Origin of the sequence: Falsibacillus albus (assembly GCF_003668575.1) — a bacterium.
GTDB lineage: Bacteria > Bacillota > Bacilli > Bacillales > DSM-25281 > Falsibacillus > Falsibacillus albus.
In genome coordinates this window covers 323,545-344,052 of the sequence record NZ_RCVZ01000003.1, presented here as the reverse complement: position 1 = coordinate 344,052, position 20,508 = coordinate 323,545, and the positions used below count along the sequence as shown (strand labels likewise).

The 20,508-nt window shown below is 45.1% G+C and carries 17 protein-coding genes; 16 read left to right on the top strand and 1 reads right to left on the bottom strand.

The features are described from left to right. The first annotated feature begins 1 nt into the window (after nt 1). The 11 genes from D9X91_RS06650 (at nt 2) to D9X91_RS06600 (ending at nt 13,511) form a co-directional block, all read left to right on the top strand. The gene (locus D9X91_RS06650; RefSeq protein ID WP_121679913.1) at nt 2–1,606 is read left to right on the top strand and encodes a gamma-glutamyltransferase family protein; all 1,605 of its coding nucleotides are present in this window, start codon (nt 2–4) and stop codon (nt 1,604–1,606) included. Nucleotides 1,607–1,643: 37 nt separating this feature from the next. Further along, a complete protein-coding gene (locus tag D9X91_RS06645; protein ID WP_121679795.1) occupies nt 1,644–2,204 on the top strand; it encodes a chromate transporter in 561 nt (186 codons plus the stop codon). Beyond that, nucleotides 2,201–2,734 (top strand): chromate transporter, encoded by a 534-nt coding sequence (locus D9X91_RS06640; RefSeq protein WP_121679794.1) that lies wholly within the window; start codon nt 2,201–2,203, stop codon nt 2,732–2,734. The genes D9X91_RS06645 and D9X91_RS06640 overlap by 4 nt, the downstream gene beginning before the upstream one ends. Nucleotides 2,735–3,206: 472 nt before the next feature. Beyond that, on the top strand, nt 3,207–4,241 hold the full coding sequence (locus tag D9X91_RS06635; protein ID WP_121679793.1) for an SEC-C metal-binding domain-containing protein: 1,035 nt from the start codon (nt 3,207–3,209) through the stop codon (nt 4,239–4,241). A gap of 407 nt (nt 4,242–4,648) precedes the next feature. Further along, complete coding sequence (secA, locus tag D9X91_RS06630) at nt 4,649–7,162, top strand: preprotein translocase subunit SecA (protein ID WP_121679792.1); 2,514 nt, start codon at nt 4,649–4,651, stop codon at nt 7,160–7,162. Nucleotides 7,163–7,305: 143 nt separating this feature from the next. Further along, nucleotides 7,306–8,407, top strand: a protein-coding gene (gene prfB, locus D9X91_RS06625; protein ID WP_121679791.1) for a peptide chain release factor 2 whose coding sequence is annotated in 2 segments (ribosomal slippage) — nt 7,306–7,377 and nt 7,379–8,407 — 1,101 coding nt in all. Because the reading frame shifts where the segments join, the coding sequence is not laid out codon by codon here. 441 nt (nt 8,408–8,848) lie between these two features. Beyond that, complete coding sequence (locus D9X91_RS06620) at nt 8,849–9,715, top strand: YitT family protein (protein ID WP_121679790.1); 867 nt, start codon at nt 8,849–8,851, stop codon at nt 9,713–9,715. 44 nt (nt 9,716–9,759) lie between these two features. Beyond that, entirely contained in the window at nt 9,760–10,098 is a 339-nt protein-coding gene (gene cccB / locus D9X91_RS06615; protein WP_121679789.1) for a cytochrome c551, read from the top strand. 421 nt (nt 10,099–10,519) lie between these two features. Beyond that, nucleotides 10,520–11,206, top strand: a complete 687-nt coding sequence (gene ftsE, locus D9X91_RS06610; RefSeq protein WP_121679788.1) for a cell division ATP-binding protein FtsE — start codon at nt 10,520–10,522, stop codon at nt 11,204–11,206. Then, a complete protein-coding gene (gene ftsX, locus D9X91_RS06605; protein ID WP_121679787.1) occupies nt 11,196–12,080 on the top strand; it encodes a permease-like cell division protein FtsX in 885 nt (294 codons plus the stop codon). Before ftsE ends, ftsX begins: the two co-directional genes overlap by 11 nt. A gap of 129 nt (nt 12,081–12,209) precedes the next feature. Beyond that, nucleotides 12,210–13,511, top strand: coding sequence for a murein hydrolase activator EnvC family protein (locus D9X91_RS06600; RefSeq protein WP_121679786.1), 1,302 nt, complete (start codon nt 12,210–12,212; stop codon nt 13,509–13,511). A 167-nt stretch (nt 13,512–13,678) separates the two neighbouring features. Here the strand turns inward: D9X91_RS06600 and D9X91_RS06595 are convergent, their stop codons facing one another. Further along, nucleotides 13,679–14,710 carry a LacI family DNA-binding transcriptional regulator gene (locus D9X91_RS06595; RefSeq protein ID WP_233569715.1) on the bottom strand — a complete coding sequence of 344 codons (1,032 nt, stop codon included), beginning with the start codon at nt 14,708–14,710 and terminating at the stop codon, nt 13,679–13,681. Between the two features lie 387 nt (nt 14,711–15,097). Here D9X91_RS06595 and D9X91_RS06590 point away from each other — a divergent pair, with 387 nt between their 5' ends. The 5 genes from D9X91_RS06590 to D9X91_RS06570 all read left to right on the top strand — a co-directional run bounded on the left by D9X91_RS06590 (nt 15,098) and on the right by D9X91_RS06570 (nt 20,479). Then, the gene (locus D9X91_RS06590) at nt 15,098–16,417 is read left to right on the top strand and encodes an ABC transporter substrate-binding protein (protein ID WP_407644176.1); all 1,320 of its coding nucleotides are present in this window, start codon (nt 15,098–15,100) and stop codon (nt 16,415–16,417) included. Then, nucleotides 16,417–17,298 carry a carbohydrate ABC transporter permease gene (locus D9X91_RS06585; protein WP_121679784.1) on the top strand — a complete coding sequence of 294 codons (882 nt, stop codon included), beginning with the start codon at nt 16,417–16,419 and terminating at the stop codon, nt 17,296–17,298. Before D9X91_RS06590 ends, D9X91_RS06585 begins: the two co-directional genes overlap by 1 nt. Then, nucleotides 17,285–18,115: a carbohydrate ABC transporter permease gene (locus tag D9X91_RS06580; protein WP_121679783.1), complete on the top strand. Its 831-nt coding sequence runs from the start codon at nt 17,285–17,287 to the stop codon at nt 18,113–18,115. The genes D9X91_RS06585 and D9X91_RS06580 overlap by 14 nt, the downstream gene beginning before the upstream one ends. Before the next feature lie 329 nt (nt 18,116–18,444). Beyond that, nucleotides 18,445–19,389 (top strand): MTP-1 family protein, encoded by a 945-nt coding sequence (locus D9X91_RS06575; RefSeq protein ID WP_233569714.1) that lies wholly within the window; start codon nt 18,445–18,447, stop codon nt 19,387–19,389. 28 nt (nt 19,390–19,417) lie between these two features. Next, the gene (locus tag D9X91_RS06570) at nt 19,418–20,479 is read left to right on the top strand and encodes a BtaManbiosPhlase (protein ID WP_121679781.1); all 1,062 of its coding nucleotides are present in this window, start codon (nt 19,418–19,420) and stop codon (nt 20,477–20,479) included. The last annotated feature ends 29 nt before the right edge of the window (nt 20,480–20,508 follow it).

Here is a 20,508-nt window from a genome sequence, read left to right as displayed (position 1 = left end):
AATGGATCATCTTTACCAGCCGTATCCATCCCAGCGGAATACGGTGTTTGCTAAAAATGGAATGGTGGCGACCTCACAGCCGCTTGCTGCACAAGCGGGACTTGAAATTCTCCAAAAAGGAGGAACCGCCATCGATGCAGCCATTGCGACGGCTGCCGCATTGACCGTTGTGGAACCGACGTCAAATGGGATCGGCGGCGATGCGTTCGCCCTTGTATGGGTGAAGGACAAGCTCCACGGTTTGAATTCCAGCGGTCCTGCACCAGAAGCACTGACAATCGAGCAGGTGAAGGCACTCGGTCATGAAAAGATGCCCGTCCACGGCCTCATTCCGGTGACAGTACCGGGCGTACCTGCGGCTTGGGGAGAGCTTTCGGAACGGTTTGGAAAGCTGCCATTGTCGGATGTACTTGCACCGGCAATCAAGTATGCAGAGGAAGGCTATCCGATTTCGCCGATCCTCGGAAAGTATTGGGGGCTAGCCTTTAACAAATTCAAGGAGCTTTTCAAAATCGAGGAATATCAGCCATGGTTCGATACATTCGCTCCTGGGGGCAAGGCGCCTGAAATTGGTGAAATATGGAAATCGGCCGGTCATGCTGCAACACTTCGATCCATCGCAGAAACGAACGGAAAAAGCTTTTACGAAGGTGAACTTGCCGATGAAATTGACCGCTTCATGAGGAAACACGGTGGATTTTTTACAAAAGAAGATCTAGGACGCTTCAAACCGGAGTGGGTCGATCCGATTTCAGTCCACTACAAAGGTTATGATGTTTGGGAAATCCCACCGAATGGCCAAGGAATCATCGCTCTCATGGCATTGAATATTGCTAGCGGTCTTGATTTCAATGAAAAAGAAAGCATTGATACATATCATAAACAAATCGAAGCCATGAAGCTTGCGTTTACCGATGGGAAGGCGCATATCACCGATATCCTCCATATGAAAACGGAGGTGGAGGAGCTCCTGTCAGAATCCTACGCCAAGGAGCGGCGTTCACTGATTTCAGAACATGCCATTCAGCCGGAAGCATACAAGCCTCCAAAGGGCGGAACCGTTTATTTGGCGGCAGCCGATTCTGAAGGAAATATGATCTCGTATATCCAAAGCAATTACATGGGCTTTGGTTCCGGCATCGTCATTCCAGGTACCGGCATCGCACTTCAAAATCGCGGTGCTGATTTTTCTCTGGATGAAGGGCATCCGAATGCACTCAAACCAGGGAAGCGGACCTACCATACGATCATCCCTGGATTCTTGACGAAGGACGATAAACCGGTCGGTCCGTTCGGAGTGATGGGAGGCTATATGCAGCCGCAGGGTCATTTTCAGGTGATCATGAACAGCATCGATTTCCATTTAAATCCACAGGCCGCCCTTGATGCACCGCGCTGGCAGTGGATGGAAGGGAAGAAAGTGCTCCTTGAGCCCCATTTTCCAAACCACTTGGCTCAAGGGCTCGCTAGGAAAGGACACCAGGTGCAGGTCGCAACGGATACGGGAAGCTTTGGAAGAGGACAGATTATTTGGCGCGACCCTGAAACAGGAGTTTTGATGGGCGGCACCGAATCTAGAACAGACGGAGCCATTGCCGCTTGGTAAAAATAAAAACGATACAGCTTGAGAAGGATGAGTCATTGTGAAGCTTTGGAATTTGTTTTTAGCTTTTTTTCGAGTGGGGATCCTCGGCTATGGGGGTGGCCCATCCTCGATTCCACTTGTTCATAAAGAAGTCGTAGAAAAATATAAATGGATGAATGATGATGAGTTTTCGGATGTGCTCGCACTTGGAAATGCATTGCCCGGACCGATTGCGACGAAGATGGCCGGGTATATCGGCTTTCGGGTGAGCGGCTTAATGGGGATGATCGTTGCCGTGTTCGCAACCATCATCCCGAGCATCATCTTGATGATCTTACTATTGACCGTGCTTCATGCCTATAAGGACAAGCCATGGGTAAAAGGGATGTCAAAGGCGGTGGTCCCGGTCGTAGGGGTCATGCTGGCCGTGCTGACGTGGGACTTTATCAAAAAATCAAAAAAAGGACTCGGATGGCTTTGGAGCATCGTCCTGATTGCGGGCAGCTTCATCTGGCTGCAGGTGCTTGATCTTCACCCTGCGATTTTGATCGGTATACTCCTTGCAGCCGCGCTGCTTTCAAAGAGTGATCCTAAAGAGAAGAAGGTGAAGTCATCATGATCTATTGGCATATTTTCTTGGCCTTTTTCCTGCCTGGAATATTGGGATACGGCGGAGGCCCGGCTTCGATTCCGCTCGTCGAGAATGAAGTCGTGGGCCATTACCACTGGCTTTCCGTCAACGAGTTCAGTGAAGTCCTTGCCCTTGGGAATGCGCTCCCGGGACCGATCGCGACAAAAATGGCCGGCTACATCGGCTTTCAGGTCGGAGGTGTATTCGGTGCGATCGTCGGAGTCTTTGCCACGGTGGCGCCGTCCTTGATTTTAATGATTGCGCTCTTGAGCCTTTTATTGAAATACAAGGATTCACCAAAAGTGAAAAGATTGACCAACCTTGTCCGACCGGCGATTGCCGTTTTGCTGGGCATCATGGCATTTGGATTCTTCGCCAACTCCTATCAAGGGGTCGGATGGCTGCAGACCATCATCATCGGTGCGATCAGCTTCCTGCTCATGGAAAAATGGAAGGTCCACCCGGCCTACGTGATCGGCGCAGCACTCGTATATGGGGCGGTATTTTTGGGGTCGTAAACAGGAAAATTTTATTGATAAGCTACCAAATTTAAAAACGGTTCGGTTTTATTAGGTTCAACTTTCGAGCGAACGATTAAGCATTACATTAAGTTTGCTGATATTCTTCCCCTCGTATTTCCATGAGGGCAAGGGTTATTTTTTCTAATATACATAGAGAGTATAAAGCTCATCTATGTAGTCAGTTGATTGGAGCGGAGGGCGGCGACTCCAGCGGGAAAAGCGGGACCGGCGAGACCATGGACTGAGCGTAGCGAGGGAAGCGGCTCGGCCCCGCCCGCGGAAAGCGTCCGCCCGGAGCGGAAATCAACACTTAATTAAGCTAGGAAGAAGCTACCATTTGATTGGTGGCTTTTTTTATTTATAAAATAGATATATAGTCTGAATGTTGATAAATTAGATTTTACCGGCAATTTGGTATAAGATAAGTAATTGTGTATTTAGATTTAAGACGTTTTTAGGAGAGGATTTTATGTTGCAAGTTGGACGAAATGAACCTTGTCCCTGCGGAAGCGGGAAAAAATATAAGAAATGCTGTGCGAATAAAACGGTATCGATCGATAATCTAGTTCAAGAGGAGCTGGATTTGCTCCAGGTTGAATTGGAGGAATATTTCATTGATTATTACCGCATTACCTTCAATCGCTTCTTCCTTTATGAAAAAGGCAATTATCCATTGCTGGCACAAAACGAGGACGAATTGATCATGGAGCCGGTGAGGGACTGGTACATTTTCTCCCAGCCGACGCTTGAGGGAAAAACCGTTGCGGAAAAATTCGTAGAGGAGCGCATGCCGACGATTCAGCGCCAGCGCACGAAAGATCTTTTTGCCAAATGGCTGGACTATGATATTACTGCGGGCATCATCAAGGATATGGAAGGGGACACAATGAAACTTGTAGATTCTCTTTCCAATGAAACACTGAATGTCCATGCACACGGCGGCAACTTTAACGAAATGTATGAAAAAGGACAGTTTATTTTCGGTATATTGGTTGGCGATCGATTTGCTGGAGTTGAAGGCGACATGCCAGCCGAACATGCAGCTGCACTTGAAAATTGGCTGAAGGAAGATTTCGAAAAATCCGGTTATAACGATGCCCAAACCTATTTGAAGGAAAATTTCCTTGCTGTGTGTGAAGGTTTCTTGAATGTTGTTGAAGATCCGGATGCATTGGAAAAAGTAAGTGAGGAATCTAAAGAACAAAGTGTGGATTTAGAAGAACAAGATGAAGTACTGTTTAAGCTGGAAGCATTCCTAAGGGAAAACGAAGCAGATGTCGAAGCCATTAATAAGGCTAAAGGCGCATGGGAAGAGTTTAGCTTAAAGAAAAATCCATCCTTCCAAAACCCGGATATTTTCGTTGGTGCATTATATTATTATTTAATGCAGTCCGATGCAGATGTTCAAACCTACACCCAGAAGGACTTGGCGGCAAAACTCAGCGTTTCCCCAAACAGCATTTCCAAGCGGTTTAAGGAAATCAAAGAAGCCATTAATGAATAACAATGAAAAAATCGCTCCCATTTGGGGGCGTTTTTTATTTTAGTTGTTTGTCTAACGATTTATTTTGTATCTTTTTACCATGGAATGTTGGCTGGAGGGGAAGGTGCGAGGCTCAGGAGAGATCATCGTCAGCCTCTCGGAGATGGAGTACCCTGAAGCGGAAATCCTTAATAGCCGGCAGTAGTCTCTGCTTTTTACAATACACAACCGCTTCCCCTCTTAAGTTGTCCTTCCCCCCTCAGAGTGGTAAGATAGATATGGGAAATATTATTTCGTAAAAGGAATTTTCTTTCTTTTCAAGAAATAGTAATAGATGGTTTCAAACCATGGAGACACAATCCCTTTTTTTATGACTGCAAACATGAGGCGGATGAAGATCCGCACATCTATATAAAGGAGCGTTACAGATGCTTGGTATTTTGAATAAAGTATTTGACGACAACAAAAGAACGCTGAAACGTCTAGAGAAAATGGCGGATCAAATTGATGCACTTGGCCCGGAAATGGAAAAGCTGTCAGATGATCAGCTTCGCGGGAAAACAGAAGAATTCAAAGCCCGCTACCAAAAGGGCGAGTCGCTTGATGATTTATTAATAGAAGCTTTTGCCGTGGTACGCGAGGGATCGCGCCGCGTGCTTGGATTATATCCTTATAAAGTACAGCTCATGGGTGGTGTTTCCCTGCACGAAGGGAATATTTCTGAGATGAAGACTGGTGAAGGTAAAACCCTTACCGCCACAATGCCGGTTTATTTAAATGCCCTTTCCGGAAAAGGCGTACACGTCATTACAGTCAATGAATACTTGGCCAGCCGTGATGCAGAGGAAATGGGTGAGCTTTATCAATTCCTCGGCTTGACTGTCGGTTTGAACCTGAATAGCATGTCGAAAGAGGAAAAACAGGAAGCTTATAACGCGGATATCACATACGGAACCAACAATGAGTATGGATTCGATTACTTGCGGGACAACATGGTGCTTTACAAGGAACAAATGGTGCAGCGTCCGCTTCATTTTGCCGTAATCGATGAGGTCGACTCGATTTTGATCGATGAAGCACGGACACCGTTGATCATTTCTGGTCAGGCGCAAAAATCGACGCAGCTATATATGCAGGCAAATGCGTTTGTCCGTACACTGAAAAAAGAAGAGGATTACACGTACGATGAAAAAACGAAAGGCGTCCAGCTTACAGAGGAAGGAATCAATAAGTCTGAGCGCGCATTCGGCATCGATAACCTATTTGACATTACGCACGTAACCTTGAACCACCACATCAACCAAGCGTTGAAGGCGCATGTCAGCATGCATCTCGACGTCGATTATGTCGTTCAAGAAGGCGAAATCATCATCGTTGACCAATTTACGGGGCGTTTGATGAAGGGACGCCGCTATAGTGATGGGCTGCACCAGGCAATCGAAGCGAAAGAAGGCTTGGAAATCCAGAACGAAAGCATGACGATGGCGACCATCACCTTCCAGAATTACTTCCGTATGTATGACAAGCTCTCCGGGATGACCGGTACGGCGAAAACGGAAGAAGAGGAATTCCGCAACATTTACAACATGCGCGTCGTTGTCATCCCGACGAACCGTCCGATTGCCCGTGATGACCGAGCAGACTTGATCTATGCAAGCATGCAAGGGAAATTCCGCGCCGTTGTTGAAGATATCGCGGAACGAAATCAAAAGGGACAGCCGGTGCTTGTTGGTACGGTTGCGATCGAAACGTCTGAATTGATTTCACAGCTTCTCACGAAAAAAGGCGTGCGTCACAATGTATTGAACGCGAAGAACCACGGCCGTGAAGCGGAAATCATCCTTGATGCCGGTCAAAAAGGCTCCGTGACGATCGCGACGAACATGGCCGGACGCGGTACGGATATCAAGCTCGGCGATGGAGTGAAGGAGCTCGGCGGTTTAGCCGTAATCGGAACGGAACGCCACGAATCCCGCCGTATTGATAACCAGCTTCGCGGACGTTCCGGACGTCAAGGGGATCCTGGTGTGACTCAGTTCTATCTTTCCATGGAAGATGAACTGATGAGACGCTTCGGTTCTGATAACATGAAGACAATGATGGAGCGCCTGGGCATGGATGATTCCCAGCCAATTCAAAGCAAGATGGTTTCCCGCGCCGTTGAGTCCGCTCAAAAACGCGTGGAAGGAAACAACTTCGATGCTCGTAAACAATTGCTTCAATATGACGATGTCCTTCGCCAACAGCGTGAGATCATCTACAAGCAGCGGAACGAAGTATTGGAAGCGGAAAATCTCCGCGTCATCGTTGAAAACATGATTACATCTGTGATCAACCGTGTGGTGGATGCACATGCGCCGCTTTCAGAAGATGAAGAGAAGTGGAACCTTCAAGGATTGATCGATTACGTCAATGCCAACCTTCTTCATGAAGGTGACGTGACTGTAGCCGATCTTCAAGGAAAGGATCCGGAAGAAATGTCCGAGCTTATCTTCGCGAAGGTAACCGAGCGCTATGATGAAAAAGAAGAGCTTCTGGACGAGGAGCAAATGACTGAATTCGAAAAAGTCATCCTTCTTCGTGCGGTCGATACGAAATGGATCGATCACATCGATGCGATGGAGCAGCTTCGCCAAGGTATCCATTTACGTGCATATGGTCAGATCGACCCGCTTCGCGAATACCAGAATGAAGGGTTCGCAATGTTCGAGGCAATGGTCGAAGCAATTGAAGAAGATGTCGCCAAGTATGTCATGAAAGCTGAAATCCGTAACAACCTTGAACGCCAAGAGGTTGCAAAAGGACAGGCGGTCAATCCAAAAGAGGACGGCGAGCAAGTGAAGAAGAAGCCGCTCAAAAAATCACAGGATGTCGGCCGAAATGAACCATGCCCATGCGGAAGCGGCAAAAAATATAAGAATTGCCACGGCAAACTTGCATAATATATAATCAAACGTGAACAACACGAAACGATGAATGGTGAAGGGGGCATTCCCTCCTTCACTTTATTTTGGTGTAAACCGGGCCCACAACCTTTGGTGACAGGCACCATGGGGCAGGGTCACTATTTATAGAGGTGATTGGAATGGAATTATTCGAGATTCGTACAGAGTTAGAGAGAACAGCTAAGATATTAGCGGACTTCAGGGGGTCTCTTTGACTTAGAAAACAAAGAGGCGCGCATTGCCGAGCTGGATGAAGTCATGCTCGACCCGAACTTTTGGAACGACCAGCAGGCAGCACAAGGCATCATCAATGAGGCCAATGGATTGAAGGATCTGGTCAATGAGTATAACGACATGGTGGAAACGCAGGAAAACCTTGAAGTCACTCATGATTTGGTAAAAGAAGAAGACGATCCGGATCTGCGTGAAGAGCTGGAAACGGAATTGAAGGATTTAATCAAACGTTTGAATGAATATGAGCTGCAGCTCCTTTTAAGCGAGCCATACGATAAAAACAACGCCATCCTGGAACTTCATCCAGGAGCAGGCGGAACAGAGTCGCAGGATTGGGGTTCGATGCTTCTTCGCATGTATACACGCTGGGCGGAGAAAAAAGGCTTCAAGGTGGAGACACTTGATTACCTCCCTGGCGACGAAGCTGGAATTAAAAGCGTGACGCTTCTTATTAAAGGGCACAATGCTTACGGCTACTTGAAAGCGGAAAAAGGGGTTCACCGTCTTGTCCGCATTTCGCCGTTTGATTCATCAGGACGCCGCCATACTTCATTCGTTTCTTGTGAAGTGATGCCGGAGCTGAATGACGACATCGAAATCGACATCCGCACCGAGGATCTGAAAGTCGATACGTATCGTGCAAGCGGCGCCGGCGGTCAGCATATCAATACGACGGATTCTGCCGTTCGGATCACTCACATCCCGACCGGCGTCGTCGTTTCGTGCCAATCCGAGCGCTCACAGATCAAAAACCGCGACCAGGCGATGAAAATGCTGAATGCCAAGCTTTATCAACGCAAGATCGAAGAGCAGGAAAAAGAATTGCTCGAAATCCGCGGGGAGCAAAAAGAAATCGGCTGGGGAAGCCAAATCCGCTCTTACGTCTTCCATCCGTACTCCATGGTGAAGGACCACCGCACCAATACAGAAATGGGAAATGTCCAGGCGGTCATGGACGGCGACCTTGACAGCTTCATAAACGCATACCTGCGTTCTCGCATATCTTAATACAGTTTGAAGCAGCTGTTTCCTTTGGGGAAACAGCTGTTTTTTTATGTGTGTTGAAAAATAAAAATTCGACACTGTCTATTGCAGCGGATTACAAAAGACTTCTGCGTTTTCAATGGAAAACCAATAATTTCATTTTACGCGCAATTAATCTGATTAACGCGCAAAAAAACCAAAGAAAGGCGCAAAAATTCAGATATAGGCGCAAAAAAAACAAATTGCGCGCAAAAACCTAAATGGCGGACTCCAACCCTCCACCCTGGTGCCTGTCACCAAAGTGCCACCCCTATTTCCGCGCATGGTTTTTCTGTTTTGGAACATCCTAAAAATGAGTCGGTTTAACACTTTAACACGTTATCTTATTGGCATTTACACCCAATGTTCTCCGTGCTATACTCACTTCGGCAATAATCGATAAATGCATCAAAGGAGCACATAATCATGAAAAAAAGAAAAGGGAATCACGAAAGCAATCCGAAGTGGCAGAAGCTTTCAGAATATATTCAAGTCGTTATCGGTTCATCGATCGTCGCTATCGCTTTCAACGTATTTTTGCTTCCTAACGAAGTTGCGTCAGGCGGAGTGAGCGGCATCAGTACGATTTTAAAAGGACTTCTAGGCTGGGAACCGGCATATGTCCAATGGGCATTGAACATTCCTCTTTTTATCGCTGGCCTCATCTTTTTGGGACTTCAATTTGGTTACAAAACGCTGGTGGGTACGATTTTCCTTCCTTTTGTTGTCTATTTGACAAGGGATTGGGAACCTTGGACGAATAATCCGCTTTTAGGTGCGCTTTTTGGCGGAATCGGCGTCGGTCTCGGACTCGGCATTGTCTTCAGGGGAAAAGCCTCGACTGGGGGAACGGACTTAGCGGCGCAAATCATCACTAAATTTACAGGCTTTACGCTCGGAAGATCAGTCGCGATGATCGACGGTTTGATTGTCCTCTCGGCTGCCATCGTCTTTAATGTAGAAAAAGGACTATATGCTTTAATCGGATTATACGTAACAAGCAAAACAATCGATCTTGTTCAAATCGGATTCGGCCGTTCGAAAATGGCCTTGATCATTACTAACCGCAAAGATGAAGTGCGCGAAGGAATTTTGAATAAGATCGACCGCGGAGTGACAAAACTATCTGCATACGGGGGTTATACAGACAGTGAAAGACCGATCCTAATGTGTGTCGTCGATCAAACCGAATTCACCAAATTGAAACAATTGGTGAGAAGCATTGACCCGACTGCTTTCATTGTTGTGACGGATGCCTCCGAAGTAGTTGGGGAAGGTTTCAATGAAGCATAGAATTGGTATAATTTAATCATTGAGGGTTTCAAAGGAGGAAACACATGAAAAAGCTATTATCCATTGTTCTGGGAGCCGCTCTGATCATGGGTCTTGCGGCTTGCGGAAGCGGTAATGATAACTCCCAAAATGGTGGAGGAGACTCCACGGAAACGGCAAGCTCCGGTGATCCGGCTGCGAAAATATTCAAGCAAAAATGTTCAACTTGCCATGGGAACAACCTGGAAGGCGGATTTGGCCCTAACTTGCAAAAAGTTGGCTCAAGATACACCGAAGATCAAATTTTGCTCATCATTCAAAACGGTAAAGGGCAAATGCCTAAAGGAGTCATCAAAGGCGACGATGCCAAAATGGTTGCCAAGTGGCTGTCAAAGAAAAAGTAATTATGAAGTGGCCTATGATCCTATGGGCCATTTTTTATTGGATTAAAGCGTGTTGTAAAATACTCCAATGAGCTCCGAGGAATGGAAGGTGCTAGACTCTGGAGCCTCGCACCAGAAAACTCATCTTAATCCCTACTAAAATGGGTTATTTATCCTACATGTCGAATAATTACCAAAAATTTAGCATCTTGAAATAAAACTGTAATAAAAATTACCCTTAACATGCAAAGCGAGGATGTTATAATGAGGTTGTGCCAAAAATTCGATAAGATTCAACAAGGATTATGCGTTTTCTTGTCGAATATTAAGAATTGGTAAACATCTACATACACGATTAACAGACTATTTTAAAATTTTGATATAGTTATATATTACTAACTTCACGGACTATACACATAATGAGAATAATAGGTGATTAATGATGATTGATATGCAGGATGTCCATAAAAAATACCCGAATGGGATTATGGCTGCGAACGGGATTAACGTTCACATCAAACAAGGCGAATTTGTCTATGTAGTCGGCCCGAGTGGTGCCGGTAAATCGACGTTCATCAAGATGATGTACCGAGAAGAAAGACCTACAAAAGGATCCATTGTTGTGAGTGGTGTCAATTTGGAAAAATTAAAAAGCAGCCGTGTACCTTACTTAAGAAGGAATATAGGTGTTGTCTTCCAGGACTTTAAATTGCTTCCAACGTTGACCATCTATGAAAATATTGCGTATGCCCTTGAGGTAATCGAGGAGCAGCCAAAGTATATTAAAAAACGTGTCATGGAAGTGCTTGACCTCGTTGGTCTGAAGCATAAGGCCCGTATGTTCCCGAATGAACTGTCAGGAGGGGAGCAGCAGCGGATTTCCATCGCGCGTTCCATCGTAAATTCCCCGAAAGTCGTCATTGCGGATGAGCCTACAGGGAATCTGGATCCAGAAACTTCTTGGGATATTATGAATCTTTTTGAAGAAATCAACACGAGAGGGACAACAGTGGTCATGGCTACCCACAACCGTGAAATAGTCAATACGATCAGGCATCGAGTGATTGCCATTGAAAACGGTAAGATTGTCCGTGATGAGCAGCGGGGTGACTACGGATATGAAGATTAGAACACTTGGACGTCACTTTAGGGAAAGTTTTAAAAGCTTAAGCCGGAACGGATGGATGACGTTCGCTTCCGTCAGTGCAGTGACAGTGACATTATTATTGGTTGGGGTTTTCTTCGTCATTATGATGAACATGAATAAAGTGGCATCGGATATCGAAAAGGACGTCGAAATTCGTGTTCATATCGATTTGACAGCAAAGCAAGCGGATGAAGTTGCGCTTAAAAAGCAAATCGAAGGAATCGATCAGGTACAATCGGTCAAGTTTTCCTCCAAGCAAACGGAATTGAAAAACTTGATCAAGGATATGGGAAGTGACTTTGACTTATTCAAACAAGATAACCCATTGTATGACGTGTTTATCGTAAAAACGAAGAATCCAACAGACACAGCGATTGCAGCGAAAAAAATCATGAAATATAAAAATGTGGCCCAAGTGGAATACGGAGCCAACAAGATTGACAAGCTGTTCAAGTTTTTAAAATACAGCCGTAATGTTGGATTGGTCCTCATTATCGGATTATTGTTTACAGCGATGTTCTTAATTTCCAACACGATCAAGATCACCATTTTCGCCCGCAGGACGGAAATCGAAATTATGAAGCTGGTTGGAGCGACGAATTGGTTCATCCGCTGGCCATTTCTCTTGGAAGGCTTTTGGCTTGGGATTCTCGGATCGATTTTCCCGATCGTCATTGTCATTACCGGTTATCGCTATGCGTATGACTACATTGAACCAAAGCTTCACAGCCATTTCATTAAAGTGCTCGACTTTGCACCATTTGTATATGAAGTCAGCGGCATCTTGATCTTGATGGGCGCCATCATCGGCGGATGGGGCAGCATGATGAGCATCCGCAGATTCTTGAAAGTTTAGGAAGTCAAAGGTTTTAAGGGAGCAATTAGTATAATTGTTCCCTATACATATCGACGTAAAACATAGGTTAAAAGTTTCATAAATACAAAGAAAAACATGAGAAGTGTAAGGACAGAAAGGGGAAAAGACGTGAGAAGACGGAAATTACTTTCACTGACTTTAGCTGCTACTCTTGGATTGAGCGGGATGTTTGTATACGGAAATGGTGCAAGCGCATCCAAGCTTTCGGATTTAAAAAGCCAGCAAGATAATATCCATGAAAAACAATCAACGGTAGATACAAATATTACTTCGAAAAAATCAGAGATTGAAAAGGTCAAAAACGATCAGGTAGATCTGAAAGAGGAAATCGGGAAGCTAGATATCGCGATCGCTGATACGGATCAAAAAATCAAAGATAAAGAAGATGAAATCGCCAAAACGAAAGATCAAATCGAAAAGCTAAAAGCGGAAATTGCCGATTTGAAAAAGCGCATTGCAGAACGTAATGAACTTTTAAAACAGCGCGCACGTTCCATTCAAACAAAAGGCGGTTCTGTTAATTATTTGGACGTCCTTTTAGGAGCTGAAAGTTTTAGCGACTTCATCGACCGCGCATCCGCTGTAACGACTCTTGTCAATGCGGACAAGCAAATCATTGAAGAGCAGAAGCGCGACCAAGCAACATTGGAAGAAAAGCAGACATCCGTTGAGAAAAAGCTGCAAGACCTCCAAAATATGCTGAGTGACTTGAATGCGATGAAAGCACACCTAAATTCTCAAAAAGTAAAGAAAAACGAAATGATGAAAGAGCTTGCTAAGCAGCAAAAGCACCTTGAAGATGAAAAAATGTCTTTAGAGGAAGAGCAGGGCTTATTGAAAGATCAGGAAGCTGCTATTCAAAAGGCGATCCAATTGGAAAAAAACCATCAGGCTGAGCTTGAAAGACAGCGCCGCATTGCAGAACAGCAACGTTTGGCTGCTGCGCAGTCTCATTCTCAGTCCAGCTCTAGCTCCGATGGTGGTGGAAGCGTTAATCTTCCTGCCATCCAATCAGGAATCTTCACACGTCCGGCTGACGGATACATCTCCTCCGAATTCGGTATGCGCTGGGGAGAAAAACATCCAGGAGTCGACATTGCAAGAGGTGGTACGGTTCCGATCGTAGCTGCTGCTGATGGGGTTGTCATTCGTTCATACCTATCTTCCAGCTATGGAAATTGTATTTTCATCTCACATTCTATCAACGGCCAGCTATATACGACTGTCTATGCCCATATGAGAAGCCGTATGGTCGGCACAGGTGCAACAGTCGCTAAAGGCCAGCAAATCGGTATCATGGGATCTACCGGCGAATCTACCGGGCAGCATTTGCACTTTGAAATCCATGAAGGACCTTGGAATGCGGACAAAACAAATGCCGTGAACCCACGTAAATATATTAATTTCTAATTTGAAGTTTTACAAAAAACACAGCTTACCAGAAGAGATTCTGGCGGGTTGTGTTTTTTATTTAAGGGATCATTTTTTCATCACTTCTAGGAAATGACCATGAACAAGCAGAATAGGGTATCCGGTGTGAAAGAAACCCGCCACAATGATGTGGCGGGTTCGATACATTATTCACCTTTTAAAGTCGAGCCTCTTACTAGCAGTTCTGGCGAGAGCAGGATTTCCTGAAATGGTTCATCCTTATGGTCCATCCGCCATAGGAGCTGTTCGACGGATTTTCGGCCAAAATAGTTCAAGTCAATATCCATTGTGGTAATTTTAGGCGTCGAGATTTGAGATAATTGTCCATTATCAAAGCTGCAAACCGCCGCCTCATCAGGGACGGAAATTCCTTTTTGCTGTAGTCCGGATAGAACGTGGAAACCGAAGCCATCATTTACACAAAACCAAGCGGTGGGCAATTCTTTTGATTGAAAGATAATCTCAAATATATTCGGCTGTTCTTCCTTTATAGAAGAGTAAATATAATCAGGATTCATGACCAGGTTGTGCCGTTTTAAGGCTAATGAATATCCCTCGAGCCTCTCTTGATAGCTTGGTGATTTTTCGACGTCGCCGATAAACGCGATCTCTTTGTGTCCGTCCTCTATTAAATGTTTGACCGCATTATAAGCACCGAATCGATTATTGGTTAAAATGGCGTCAGCTTGCAGAAGCGGATCATGATGATCGATGAGTACGACTGGCTTGCCGGTGTTGATCAATGAAATGATATAGTCGGTCGTAACATGGGAGAGGACAAGGATTCCATCGATCTCATGGTTCTTAAGCAGTTCTGGCAAACGGCTTTCCTGGCTGGCATCAATCTGGACGGATTCAATGAAAAGATTCATCCCTCGTTTTTTGACCTCTTTTTCAATGCTTAAATAAATTTCTCCAAAAAAACTCTTTAGTGAAAAAGCATACTCCGATGCGATCAAGGCGATGTTTTTCGGATGCTGATTTGTGTCTTCTGTTTGTTTGCGGGGTTTTGTGTATTGGTATCCTAATTCCTCCGCAGTTGTTTCAACCAGTTTTCTTGTCGCTTCACTCACTCCGGGTTTTCCGGTTAATGCCTGCGAAACCGAATTTTTTGATATTTTGAGATGATCGGCGATGTCTTGCATGGTTACTTTCGTTTTTTTTCTGTCCATATCCATTCAAACTTCCTTATCTATCGAATTTCGTCACTTTCTTGTAATTAATATTGTAACGTTACAAAATGCATATATCAACTAATTTATATGCTGGTAAATCGACTTTTATTGTGAAATCCAATTGACTTTATAAAAAAGTGGTGTAATAATGAGTTTGTAAAGATGATTTATACATTACAAAATAATTGTAATGTTTGTAATTAGTTGGGAGCTGTTGATACAAGTTATAGAATTTATACATACAGTATAAAATTTTTTCTGTATAAATGATAGCGCTAACATTTTTGGCGGTCCCGACTGTACTTTTAAAAGTTAGAGTTTAATAGTGTCATTTTTGGCTGCAAATAATTGCTGTCAAATGGAAAAAGGTGGAGGGGATTCGAGATGAAGATGAAAAAGTTTGCATCTGTCATGATTGCGGGAGCACTTACAGTTTCAGGTCTTGCAGGGTGCAGTACAGGAAATACGAGCAATAGCCAATCGACTTCCAAAAATGGTGTTACGACCATTGAATTTTGGGCAGCGCCTAACCCGACCCAGCAAGTCTACTGGCAGGAAGTAGCAGAAGAATTCACAAAAGAAAACCCGAAAATCAAGATTAAGGTCAGCCCGATGAAGGAAAGTCCGACATCAGAGGCGAGCATCCAGTCGGCGATTGCCGGAAAAAGCGCTCCAACGATGTCTGAGAACATAAATCGGGGATTCGCTGCACAATTAGCGGAAAGTAAAGCGCTCGTCCCATTGGATAGTCTTGATGGATGGGATGAAGTGAAAAAAGCTCGCCATATGGAAAATACGATGAAGGGCTGGGAATTTTCCGACGGCCATCAATATGTTTTGCCCATCTATTCCAATGCCATGCTGTTTGGCTGGAGACTGGATATCTTGAAGGAGCTCGGCTACAACGAACCGCCGAAGACATACAGCGAAATGCTGGATGTAGCCAAAAAACTAAAAGAAAAATTTCCAGACAAATATGTATGGGCAAAAGCCGACCTGGTCGATCCGACTGCCTGGAAACGCTGGTTTGATTTCTTTATGCTCTATGATGCGGCTTCCGATGGAAACAAGTTCATTGAAGGCAGCAAATTCACAGGGGATGACAAAGCGGGAGTCAAGGTTTTGAGCTTTGTAGATAACCTTCGTAAAGAAAAAGCATTGATGACGAGACAAGCAAAAGATCCTTTCGAAACAGGATTGGGGATCTTTACGGATATCGGCCCATGGACGATCAGCTATTGGAAAGACAAATTCCCTAAAATGAAATTCAATGATACGTATACGTTGGCAACACCGCCGGTTCCGGATGGAATGGATACGAAAAATGTGAAAACATTTGCCGATACGAAAGGTTTGGTCATCTACGCTTCGGCAACAAAAGATCAGCAGAAAGCTGCGATGAAATTCATCAAATGGGTATACTCTAATCCTAAAAACGATGAGAAGTGGCTTGAAAAAACAAACCTTCCTCCTGCCCGCGATGACCTGACAACGAATGAAACATTCAAAGACTTCTTCGATAAGAATCCAGCACTGCAGCCGTATGCTGCTGCTGTGCCGAATGCCATCCCGCCGATGGATAATGCAAAGTATAATGATCTGCAGACCATCATCGGACGTGAAGCCTTCAATCCTGTCGTAAAAGGAGAAAAATCGCCGGATAAAGCTTGGAAAGACATGAAGAAGGCGTTTGAGGGGGCTCTCAACTAATGGGGCATAAAGGACAAGGAAGATTGGGCTGGCTATTTGCCAGTCCTTATCTTATATATGCTGTCGTTTTCTTTGCCATTCCGTTGATCTGGTCGCTTTTTCTATCATTTACGGATTGGAACTTGATCGCTCCGACGTTTCATTTTAAAGGATTCGATAATTATATCGAAGCATTGAAGAGCCCGGGGGTCCATGCGGCATTTTTTGTTACATTTAAATTTATGTTTTTATTCGTGCCGATGGTGATCGCTTCCTCCATCATTGTTGCCTTGATCATCCACGGATTGCCGAAGTTTAAAGGATTGTTTTTGATCGGCTTCTTCCTGCCGTATCTGGCATCCGGGGTAGTATCTTCCTTGATTGTCAAAGGGATTTTATCTTACAACAGCCCGATCAATGAAGTGTTGAGAAATTCATTCGGAATTGATATCAACTGGCTGGGAAGTCCATTTGCTGCTCTCTTTGTGGTCGCTTTGATCATTGCCTGGAAATTCACCGGCTATTATGCCCTGATTTTGACATCAGGCTTTGAAAGTATCGGGAAGGAAGTCTATGAGGCGGCATTGATCGATGGTGTCACTCCTTGGCAGCGCTTTTGGAAAATCACTTTTCCTTTACTGTACCCGGCGCTGTTCACTGTTTTGATTTTAGCGATCGGCGTGACGTTTGGCATATTCACCGAAGTGTACCAATTGACGGGCGGCGGACCGGATTATGCGACGAATACTTGGCAAATGGAGATTTTCACGAAGGCATTTACCAACCTAGAAGCAGGATACGCTTCAGCAGTTGCGATCATTGCCTCCATCGTTACATTTGTTTCAATTTTCATCATTCGAAAACTCTTAGAATTGTGGGGGAAGCGAAATGGATGGGTCTAAGAAAAAAGGACTGCTGCTCAGATATATCATCGCAATCGTTTTATTATTGATCATGATTTTCCCATATCTTTATATGGTATTGTCGTCATTTGCAGATTGGACACAGGTCGACAGGAAACTCATTCCGACTCACTTTACGCTGAAGTCATACCAGTGGCTGCTGGGAGGCGGGGAATCCGTCATTCCGAGACCGTGGATCCATGCATTTTTCAACAGCTTCCTCGTCTCTGCGGGATCGACGCTGCTCATGATGGCTTCTGCGATTATGGTAGCTTATGCACTGGCGAAAATCCCGTTCAGGGGAAGAAGCACGATCAATAATTTCATTTTGTTCCAAATGTTTTTCCCGGCGATCATCTTGTTGATTCCTACATTCCTTGTCATTCAACGACTGGGCATGTACGACTCTTATCTAGGGATGATCTTGCCGAAAGCGGTCAGTTTATTTGCCGTATTTATGTACACGAATTTCTTTAAAGCAATACCTGATACGTTCATAGAAGCGGCGAAATTGGATGGCGCGAGCGACTGGCAGATCATGTTCAAAATCGTCCTGCCGATGTCGAAATCGATTACCACTGTCATCTTTTTGTTCTTATTTATGGAGCGCTGGACAGAGCTTTTATGGGATATGATCGTCGTCAAGAGCGACAGCCTGCTGACGCTTAATGTTTTGCTGTCACAAATGTTTGGACCATATGGAGGATATCCGGGGCCGATGTATGCAGCATCCGTGCTGCTCACTTTGCCGATCCTCATTATCTTCCTGATTTTCTCGAAAAAATTCAAAGAAGGCATGCAGTTTACGCTTAAATAATTTTAAAAGACATGGGAAATAGGCTGGCTACTAGCTCGAGTGGGCAAAGAGCTTTGAAACGAAAGGCTATGTTAAAGCCTATTATTGATTTTAGGCTGTTTCAAGCAGTTGATTGGAGCGCAAGTCGTAGACTCCGGCGGAAAAAGCGCGAAGAGGGAATAGGCAGATGTTCGATTAAGTTCGGTCCGTCCGGTGCCAACATCGAACGGCCTCGCCTCCGGAAAGCGAAGACTTGCGTGGGAATCAACAGCGATGTTTAACAGAGCCTAACGAAAAAAATTGAAAATCACGCCGAAAGAAGCATGGTTATTGAAAGGAGTCGAAAACCATTGAAGACGTTGACAAAGCGAAGTGTCAAAACATGTGAAGAATTATTGAGGGAGTTTGCCGATGAGGAACAGGCGGCAACTCCGGAGATCATCCGCTATACCGGTGTCGGCAAAAGGGATGTATACAATATTACGGCGCCTTTTGAAGATGATGGTGAACTTGTCATTGCCGGACGTGTGGAGGAAAGGGACAGTGAACATTCAAACGTTTATTTTTTTGTAAAACGGGGAGATGAATGGATTCCGCGGGAAGGGGCACCTGTCTTTGAGCTGCAGGATCCTTTTATTACGCGAATCAAGGGTGAGTTGATTGTTGGCGGGGTGCAGATTTTCCCCCATCCAACCGTTCAGGATGCCCTCGGCTGGAGGACGGTATTTTTAAAAGGAAAAACGATTTCTGAGTTAAAAGAGTTCGCCAAAGGTCCAGACGGGATGAAGGATATTCGCCTCGTCGAGTTGAAGGACGGTTCCATCGGCGTCCTGACACGTCCCCAAGGTGAAAAAGGAGGCAGAGGAAAAATCGGCTTTACGAATATTGAATCAATGGACGAGTTGTCCATTGAACGTATCGAAGAAGCCCCGCTGCTGAAAGGACAGTTTGTTGAAGAGGAGTGGGGCGGTGCCAATGAAGCACACTTGCTGTCCAACGGTCTCATCGGGGTGTTGGGGCATATCGCTTCCTTTGAAGATGCAGGGGACAGGCATTATTATCCGATGGCGTTTGCCTTGGATCCTGCTGCAGGTGCTATATCCGATATTAAGTTGATAGCAGCCAGAAAACTGTTCCTGCAAGGACCAGCGAAGCGGCCGGACTTGGTCGATGTTGTATTCAGCGGCGGCCTTGTCCGGAAAGAGGATGGAACGGCCGATCTTTATGCAGGGATCAGTGATGCGGGAGCGCAAAAAATAACCATTCCGGATCCGTTCCTCGAGTATGAAGCTTAAAAATATGCAGATAAAGGAGAGGTGCAACATGAATGTATATAGATATGAAGAAAACCCGCTTGTCACCCCGATGGATGTGAAGCCCCACAGAGAGGATTTTGAGGTGATTGGGGCCTTTAACGCGGGGATTGAACAATATAACGATGAGACGATCATGCTTCTTCGGGTAGCGGAACGCCCGATCAGCGATGATCCCGGTATTGTGAAAGCTCCGGTCTATAATCCGGAAACGAATGAATTGGAAATCATCGAATTGCGTTCGGATGATCCACTATATGATTTTGCCGATCCCCGCGTCATCAGGAGGCATGATGATTCTCAAAGCTTTGCTTTTTTGACTTCTTTATCTTATTTAAGGATTGCCAGGAGCAAGGATGGCCATCATTTCACCATTGACGATGAGCCATTCGTCTACCCTTCAAATGAATTGGAAACTTACGGGATTGAAGACCCGCGAATCACGAAAATCGATGATACATATTACATCTATTTCAGCGCCGTCTCCCCCGTGGGTGTCGGAGAGTCGCTTGTTTCCACAAAAGATTTTGTGGAAATCGAGCACCATGGTATGATCTTTGCTCCAGAAAATAAGGACGTACTTATTTTTCCAGAAAAAATTAATGGGCTCTATTATGCACTTCATCGTCCTGTTCCAAAAAGTGCAGGCAAGCCTGAAATGTGGATCGCTGAATCGACTAATCTCCTCCACTGGGGAAATCATAAATATTTGCTCGGCTTGCGTGAAGGCATGTGGGATAACGGACGCATGGGCGGAGGCGCCGTTCCAATCAAAACGGAAAAGGGATGGCTGGAGCTGTATCATGGTGCATCAAAAGAAGACCGATACTGCATGGGTGCAGTATTGTTGGACCTCGAAGACCCATCGCAGGTCATTGCACGATCAGACCAGCCGATCTTGGCGCCTGAAGCTGATTATGAAGTCGAAGGATTCTTTGGCAATGTCGTATTTTCATGCGGCGCCATCGTCGAAGGGGATATCGTCAAGCTATACTATGGCGTTGCCGACACATCGATGGCATGTGCCGAACTAAGCTTGAATGAAATTTTGGAATCCTTGACCTACGTGTAAGGCAGGAAGTTTAAGCACCTCCCGGCAGA